The sequence below is a fragment of the Rickettsiales endosymbiont of Peranema trichophorum genome (assembly GCF_004210275.1).
GTDB lineage: Bacteria > Pseudomonadota > Alphaproteobacteria > Rickettsiales > Midichloriaceae > RICK02.
Genome location: NZ_SCFA01000018.1, coordinates 1 through 8,285 on the forward strand (window position 1 = coordinate 1; position 8,285 = coordinate 8,285).

General features: G+C 40.0%; 10 protein-coding genes. 1 reads left to right on the forward strand and 9 read right to left on the reverse strand.

Features of this window, described 5'->3' with window-relative positions; all coding sequences use genetic code 11:
* Positions 1–110 precede the first annotated feature (110 nt).
* Positions 111–311: a hypothetical protein gene (locus EDM53_RS00860; protein WP_130121499.1), complete on the forward strand. Its 201-nt coding sequence runs from the start codon at positions 111–113 to the stop codon at positions 309–311.
* A 144-nt stretch (positions 312–455) separates the two neighbouring features.
* On the opposite strand, the gene EDM53_RS00865 is transcribed toward EDM53_RS00860, so the two are convergent.
* The 9 genes from EDM53_RS00865 to EDM53_RS00905 all read right to left on the reverse strand — a co-directional run.
* Positions 456–1,259, reverse strand: a complete 804-nt coding sequence (locus EDM53_RS00865; protein ID WP_130121501.1) for a hypothetical protein — start codon at positions 1,257–1,259, stop codon at positions 456–458.
* A gap of 427 nt (positions 1,260–1,686) precedes the next feature.
* Positions 1,687–2,574, reverse strand: coding sequence for a ribose-phosphate diphosphokinase (locus tag EDM53_RS00870; RefSeq protein WP_130121503.1), 888 nt, complete (start codon positions 2,572–2,574; stop codon positions 1,687–1,689).
* A complete protein-coding gene (trpA, locus tag EDM53_RS00875; RefSeq protein WP_130121505.1) occupies positions 2,571–3,350 on the reverse strand; it encodes a tryptophan synthase subunit alpha in 780 nt (259 codons plus the stop codon). The genes EDM53_RS00870 and trpA overlap by 4 nt, the downstream gene beginning before the upstream one ends.
* Positions 3,331–4,530 carry a tryptophan synthase subunit beta gene (trpB, locus tag EDM53_RS00880; protein WP_130121507.1) on the reverse strand — a complete coding sequence of 400 codons (1,200 nt, stop codon included), beginning with the start codon at positions 4,528–4,530 and terminating at the stop codon, positions 3,331–3,333. The genes trpA and trpB overlap by 20 nt, the downstream gene beginning before the upstream one ends.
* Positions 4,520–5,128 (reverse strand): phosphoribosylanthranilate isomerase, encoded by a 609-nt coding sequence (locus EDM53_RS00885; RefSeq protein ID WP_207215394.1) that lies wholly within the window; start codon positions 5,126–5,128, stop codon positions 4,520–4,522. The genes trpB and EDM53_RS00885 overlap by 11 nt, the downstream gene beginning before the upstream one ends.
* Entirely contained in the window at positions 5,118–5,903 is a 786-nt protein-coding gene (locus tag EDM53_RS00890; protein ID WP_130121511.1) for an indole-3-glycerol-phosphate synthase, read from the reverse strand. Before EDM53_RS00890 ends, EDM53_RS00885 begins: the two co-directional genes overlap by 11 nt.
* Positions 5,900–6,886: an anthranilate phosphoribosyltransferase gene (gene trpD / locus EDM53_RS00895; protein WP_130121513.1), complete on the reverse strand. Its 987-nt coding sequence runs from the start codon at positions 6,884–6,886 to the stop codon at positions 5,900–5,902. Before trpD ends, EDM53_RS00890 begins: the two co-directional genes overlap by 4 nt.
* Complete coding sequence (locus EDM53_RS00900) at positions 6,883–8,019, reverse strand: aminotransferase class V-fold PLP-dependent enzyme (protein ID WP_130121515.1); 1,137 nt, start codon at positions 8,017–8,019, stop codon at positions 6,883–6,885. Before EDM53_RS00900 ends, trpD begins: the two co-directional genes overlap by 4 nt.
* A partial coding sequence (locus EDM53_RS00905) for a hypothetical protein (RefSeq protein WP_207215395.1) occupies positions 8,009–8,285 on the reverse strand: 277 nt, incomplete at its 5' end. The genes EDM53_RS00900 and EDM53_RS00905, both read right to left, overlap by 11 nt.

Sequence of the window (8,285 nt, forward strand, 5' to 3'; positions counted from 1 at the left end):
TAATACCAATGCAAAAAATATTTAATTTTAATAAAAAATTTTCCCCGGACAGCAGTGCGTTTTCACGGGCATGACAAAGGGGGAGCGGGAATGACAAAGGAAGTAGCGGAATGGTAGAGGAGAGGAGTGGAATGGTAGAGGAGAGGAGTGGAATGGTAGAAGAGAGGAGCGGCAAAGGAGGAGGAGCGGGAATGAGAAAAAGTGGAGCCTGCGATGTTTGTCTCAACACCATCCAGACCCACCAACATACCTCATATTTGCAGACAAGCTCTTATACCAAATTTCAGATTAAATCAGGCAAATGGGTTTGAGGATAAAGCTGCGCAAGCGTATTGAAATAACTGCGCAGAGCCGAGTTTCGAAAAATCCGTTTTGAATCATTTAAAAATGAAAATTGGTATAATTTGCAGGACACTCAAGCTGTTCCTTATGCAACTTGTATTGGCCACATCACTTTACAAGTGCCCAGGATCACAACCATGCATTGGAAGATGTGGCAACTGCAGAGCAAAAGACTCTGCATCAGTTGCTAAGTCTTCCACCTGTTGCTCCAGGTACTCTTGTGGTACAGCATTGATGGACGCTTGGTGTTCTTCTGATGGTTCCACACTATGACTTTCAAAAGCACCAGCCATTACTTGAACATGGTGCGAAAAATATTCTGGAATGTATGGCGCATTGCCAGATGCCCTTACAAACACTAGGAGCTGTTCTAATCCCCCCGGCATAACTTGGTGCAGTTGATCAAGCCACATATCTAGCAGATAGGTCCACTCCTCAATAAAAAGGGAAGGGATTGTATCGAGCTGACCATCTAAAAAAGCTGCTACATCAAAGAGATGCTGAGGCAACATAATATCAAGTGCGCCGGTTTCAAGTACGGCTTGTGTCCACGGCACCACTAATGGAGACAGCGTCCAATCGGAATACATCTGGTGCGCGGCACTGTGACAGTGTAAAATGTCAATAAGATGTTCTGGAGAAAAGCTATATACACGCTCAAGTGCCAGAGATATCCAGTACTGCAGCACTTCATTGTGGGAGTATGAATAAGCTATCATATCCAAAACGCTCAGGAACGACTCTGGGTCTAACAAAGCTGTGTTCTCTGCACTGATTGACGCTCTGAGGTCTTTAAGACACAGCACCACTTCAGCGGAAGGTTCTACAGTCCCATCTGATGCATACCTACTTGTAGCTGGATTTGTTAGAGCAGCTAACCTCTGAATACATCGCAAAATCCCCATGAGATTTAACATAGAGATAACGGATTATGCTCCTTTTTGGAAACAGTGGTGGGACTAACAAATTGCAGTGGCATAGTTATTAATGAGTGCTGGGTTTGCGATACTGCCGTATCGTATCTGCTTTATTTGTATACTACAAGGCATATTTTCAAACCTCTCAGACTCATAAGAGAGCCTGTCCGCAAATTAATTTGCGGATATGCCCCTACTCATGTCAAAGTGTACACTACAAGCTTTTTTGAATTTACATAATCATGGTTTCCAAGAACAAAATAAATTGGCTTTTGGGTGGTGTTAGCCATTTCTTGACTTCATCAAGCGTTGTATATACATTTGCTTGCCTCATAATTCAGGCTCTGGATAAACTTCTTTGAGAGTAGACTGCAACCTCTCATTTTTGGAGAACAAAAACCGGAGTAGCGATGGATATTCTAAACAATCATTTATTGCATTTCAGCAAAGCCTTAACTATAAGTTCGCTTACTTGAATTACATTAATAAATGAAGGTAAGTTTTGATGATGTACAGTATCTGTTACAAAAAATTCAGCAAATCCTGCTTGGCTTATTCTATCTATGCAGTTTTCGGAAAAGACGGCATGGGTAATGCAAGCACTGACTGTATGTGCGCCACTTTGGATTAGAATCTTTGCAGCTTCGCATAAAGTCCCCCCAGTGTCTACTATGTCATCTATAATAATACAATTTTTTCCAGTAACATTCCCTATAACATGGGACATAATGCACTTGCCCTGAGGATCGCGCGTCTTGTTAATTATGGCAAGATCTGTTCCAAGCTTTGAACCCAGCACTCTAGCTCTTGCCAAACCACCAACATCAGGTGATATTACTATATAATTATCACTATGCCTGAATTCTTTAGCAAAAAAATCTGTTGGATCGAGATTTTTTACTCTAATCTTAAAAAAACCTTCAGATTGTTTCGAGTGCATATCAATGGTTACCACTTTATCAATACCACTAGTCTCAATAAGTCTTGCGACTAAACTTGCTGATATCGGGCCATATTCATAAGATGCCCTGTCTTGCCTACCGTAACCAAAATATGGAATAACTGCAGTAATGCTATTGCACCCAGCCCTTCTGGCTGTATCTGCTAGCAATAATAACTCCATCAAGTGATCATTTGCGGGTTTAGTTGTAGATTGTAAGATAATTACGTCCTCGCCATATAGGTCCTTATTTACTTGCACTTTCAGCTCTCGATCTGCAAACTTTTTGGTATTTGCAATAATGCAATCATATCCAAGTTTGCCTGCTATCTGCTGAGCGAAGGTTGGATGACTGCTTCCTCCAATGATTATCATAAATTACCTCCATGTATAATATCCGCAAATTCTTTTGCTTTATCTTCAAACGCAGCTATCCCAAAGGTTTCAAGTGTTGAAACCAGTTTACTCCCTATAATAACCCCATCGGCAATGTGACTCACGTATTTCGCTTGTTCTATTGATGATATGCCAAATCCTACTGCCATTTTTGTATTTGGCATGACATTACGTAAATCATTCACTTCTCGCTCTAAAGTATGGGATAAATCCTGTTGGATGCCCGTTACAGAGAGTCTAGAAATATAATAAATAAAACTTGGCTGCAATTTAGCATACAAAGGCAATCGTACAGGATCTGTGGTTGGGGATACAAGTAATACAACTTCTAGTCCTGCTTCTTTAAGCGTGATATAAAAATCCTCACCTTCTTCTGGCGGCAGATCGACAACTAACACACCGTCTATCCCGGCTGCTTTAGCTTGATGACAAAATTGATTGTAACCGCAAACTAAGATCGGGTTAAGGTAAGTAAAAAGTATGATTGGTGTTGTGCAACCCAGACCCCTTATTGCTTTTACTTGCGCCAATACTTCGACAAGGTTCATACCGTTTTCTATAGCAAGTTCAGCAGCTCTTTGGTTCACAGGCCCATCAGCAATAGGATCAGAAAATGGCACACCAAGCTCTATTATATCAGCCCCAGCTCCCACAAGAGCCATAACAGCTTTAGTAGATGTTGCTAAATTAGGGTGCCCAGCCATAATAAATGGAATGAATATAGATTTATGTTTGTCAAATGCTGCTTTTATCATTTTTATCCTCTAAATATTTTGCTAATGTCTCTACATCTTTATCTCCTCTGCCAGAGAGCCCTATGAGCATTACGTAATTTTGTGGCAAAATTGGAGCTGTTTTAATTGCGTAAGCTATAGCATGTGCGGCTTCTAATGCTGGAATAATCCCCTCCATCTTTGCCAGTGTAAAAGCAGCATGTAATGCTTCTTGATCTGTTGCATAAGTGTATTGAACACGCTCTGTATCATGCAAATAAGCATGTTCTGGCCCTACACTTGGATAATCAAGCCCTGCCGAAACGCTATGCGTATTACTAACATTTCCGTGATTATCCTGCAAAAGATAGCTCTTCGTCCCTTGTAGTACACCTGGTTTGCCGCCATTAAATCTGGCAGCATGGTCACCAAGACGTGGGCTGATACCACCTCCTTCAATGCCGGTCATTTTTACTTGCAAATCTTCTAAAAATGGATGAAATAAGCCAATGGAATTACTACCTCCACCAACACACGCGACCAATTCGTCTGGCAATTTACCACTCATTTCTAATATTTGCTTCCTCGCTTCAAACCCAATAATTCTTTGAAAATCTCGCACTATTGTAGGATAAGGATGAGGCCCTAGTACTGAACCTAGAACATAGTAGCTATCTTTGATATTAGTAACCCAATCGCGCATCGCCTCAGAAGTTGCATCCTTAAGGGTTTTAGATCCATTATGCACTGCTCGCACTTGGGCTCCCAATATTTGCATGCGTACTACATTAAGGTGCTGCCGCTTGACATCCACAGCTCCCATATAAACAACACATTCCATACCAAGTAAGCTTGCTATAGTTGCTGTTGCAACTCCATGCTGCCCTGCCCCGGTCTCCGCTATCAGCCTGCGTTTACCCATATGTTTTGCAAGTAGTCCTTGGCCAACTGTATTGTTGATTTTATGCGCACCAGTATGGGTTAAATCCTCACGTTTTAGATATATTTGCGGACCACCCAGGTGCTGGGTTAGACTTTTTGCAAAGTATAATGGCGTTGGCCTTCCTACAAAGTGAGTAAGCAAATCTTGTAACTCTTGCTTAAAAGTTGCTTCATGTTGAAGCTTTAGATATGCAGCTTCCAATTCTGCAAGTGGCGCCATTAATGTTTCAGGAGCGTAAGCACCTCCATACTCTCCGAAATATCCTTTTTTATTTGACATTTTTACACCTAATTAAAAAATTCTTTACTTCTACTGGGCTTTTACTTCCAGGCCGCTCTTCAACCCCGCTTGCTACGTCGACTGCAAACGGCTGTACACATTTTATGGCTGTCTCAACATTTAAGTTATTTAGCCCACCTGCTAAAATAAGCTTATAATCTCTGGTAAGCTCTTTCGCCAAATCCCAATTAGCAAGCCTTCCAGTGCCTCCACGCAACCCATCTTCCTGTTTCGGGGCATCGAGTAATATAAAACCATATTGTTGCAATATTGAGCTTGTGGGTAATTCATCTTTAGATGAGGCTTGCAAAGCTAATATGATTCGTTTTTTCTCAAAAAATGATGAAGAGTCTTGTTGATATATTTGTACTAGGTCGAGAAACTCTGATACATCCAACGCTTCTTCTTTTGAATAATCGATCAGAACACCAACTTTGATAATATCTCGCGGCAATTGCGACGAAATTTCCCTCGCTTTTTTAAGCGGAACATAACGTGGCGAATGTTTATAAAAATTAAATCCAATCGCCCATGCGCCATTATTCGCAGCAAGTAGTGCATCTTCTAGATTAGTGATTCCACAAATTTTAGCTTTCATTACGTACTTCAGATATCAATTTTTGTAGTTCCATGCCAGGATTTTCATGCCTCATCAACATTGAGCCGATTAGAAATCCATCAAATCCAATATCCATCATTTCTTGAATTTGCACAGCACTGTCTATACCGCTTTCGCATATAACATAACAATGATCTGGAATGTGCTTTATCAAGTGCCGAGCAGTATCCAAACTTATTTCTAATGTTTGTAGATTCCGATTATTAATCCCGATAATATTAGGTGAAACCTGCAAAGCTTGTTCCAATTCCAAAGCATCATGCACTTCTATAATAGGCGTAAGCCCTAAATGTAGAGAATAGTCATAAAGCTCTTTTAATAAATCTTTATTCAAGAAGGCTACAATAAGCAATACTGCATTAGCGCCATACAAAGCCCCACGTACGATCTGTTTTTTGCTTAGAACAAAATCTTTGAGTAATATATGCGATTCAGGGCACACGGCTCTGATATCTTTAATGAAATCTATATTACCTTTGAAGTAATCAGGCTCAGCTAACACTGAAAGAGCTACAGCACCTGCAGTAATATAACTTGAGGCAATATCAACGTGGTTTAACTGACCTTGATATATTTGACCCTGAGAAGGACTGGCAAATTTTATCTCGCTAATAATGACAGGTTTCGAAGGTGTAGTGAATATCTTGCAGAAATCCAGTGTATTTGCCTTCGCCATTTCCATGAGGCTATCAGGGATTACCTCAACCCTTCTTTCGACATGCGATCTAATTTTTTCTAAAAAATTTACATTCATATTGAACCTTTAATTTTATTTAATAACCTAGTAGCTTTGCCTTGTTTTAGGGCGTCCTTAGCTAGCAATATACCATCTGCGATACTGGTGGATTTTCCAGAAACATATAGGCCGGCTGCAGCATTTAGAAGTACTATATCTAATTTAGGACCATTAATTGCGCCAGATAGTATGTCACAAATAATGGTTGCGTTCTCAAGAGCATTCCCCCCTCTTACGTCAGAAAGTGGTGCTTTAGAAACACCAAAATCATCAGGATTGAGGTCATATTCTTTTGTAGATATACCTTTAATCTCAATTACATGAGTATTACTGCTGATGCTGATTTCATCTAATCCATCATCTGAATGCACAACTAAGGCGTGATTAACGCCTTGTGTTATTAACACTTCTGCCACTTTCTGCATTAAATCTCTACGGTATACACCTATGACACCTCTTTTTGTGTGCATAGGACTAAGTAGCGGGCCCAATATATTGAAGATGGTAGGAAAGCCAAGTTTTTGCCGTAATGATCCATATTTTTTGATTGCCTCATTAAACAATGGTGCCCATAGGTACGCATAATTTATTTCGCGCAAATATTGGAGGACTTCTTCTGCTGTTTTTGGTATTTGTATACCAAGTGCCTCTATAACATCCTGACTTCCGGATTTGCTGGTTGCGCTCCTGCCACCATGCTTTGCAACAAAAACTCCACCACTTGCAATCACAATGCTTGCAGCTGTTGAAATATTGAACGTACCAACACCATCCCCTCCAGTACCAACAATATCTACCACTTCAAAATCATGCATTATATTTGTTGAGTACTGGCCAAAATATTGCAATGCGCCCAATATTTCCTCAGTTGTTTCATTTTTAGCTCTGAGTAATGCAAGAATAGAAGCTTGCTTTTCTTGAGTATATTGGTCAAATTCAGCGAATAGTTCATAAGCTTCTGTTTGGGTTAAATTTTCTAAATTTAGCAATTTTTTGATCATGTCACCTTCTGCATCTGATTATATTCTGACTTTAAATACCAAGCATTTTCCATAATGAATCGCATTTGCTCAATACAAGCTTCTATGTCGTCCAGCGAAATATACAGCGGATTCACACATAACCGTACTAGATCTGGCGCGCGGTAATCGCAGATAAATCCTGCATCTATAAGTGCACGTGAGAATGCGTATCCATGCTTATGGGTGAAAGCAACATGCCCACCTCTGTTTTGCGGAGCATAGACCTCCATGCCAAAATCCTTCATAGATTTGATTAAGATAATACTGTATTTTTTGGTGATAGAATAAGCCTTATCTATTACTTCCTTATCAAATACTTCCAAAGCAGCTTCTAAGGCTTTCATACTTAATATGGCTGGAGTTCCGCTTATAAATTTTCGTACACCGGAGGATGCATACTCACTCTCAAAAGCAAGTGGTCGATCATGCCCCATCCATCCTTGAATTGCACTTTGCATCAGCACATGGTGTTTTCTATTGGCATATATAAATGCTGGGCTTCCAGGACCTCCACTTAGATATTTATATGTGCAACCTACTGCGAAATCTACACTGCTATTTTCTAAATTTAGCGGTACTATTCCTATGCTGTGCGACAAATCCCATACCGTCAGAATACCATGTTGATGTGCATATTCATTAATATCTTTCATTGCTAGCACACTAGAATCTCTATAATTAACGTGAGTGAGCATAAGTACAGCAACAGTATCATCTATATTTTGATACAGCTCATTATCCCTCACATATTTAACCTCGGCTATGCCTTCCGCAATATACAAATCAGCTGGGAAATTATTGTTAGTAGTAAGAATAATATTACCTCTACTTTGCAAACTCATAGCCGCTTTTAAAACTTTAAAAAGATTGACAACTGTAGAATCGCACACAACAACCTCATCAGGATTTGCCCCAACAAGCTCAGCTATTTTTTCGCCTAATATAAATGGCAAATCAATCCAACCACTTTTATTCCAACTGCTAACTCCATGTAATGCGAAGTCCTGCAAGACTGTATTGACTGCTGCTGCAGTTGCCTTAGTGCTTGGACCCAAAGAATGGCCGCACATATAGACTTTACATTCCGGTAGAATGAATTTATCAGCTAACATTCTTGGCTCCTTTTTGCATTGCAAGCACAATCAAAACTATGCTTCCAGTAAAAAATTTTAAATCTGATGGGGCGAGGCCAAAAGATAATGCTGCACCTTGAATTTGTTGGTAAATAAGTGCACCAATAATAGGAGCCACTAGTTGTTTCGGTATGGTGGTATTGCCTATAATTGACTCACCAATCATCAGGCTTGCTAATCCGTGAATCACTATACCAACACCCATTCCCACATCCATGAATTGCTGTATTTGGACTATTAGGCTG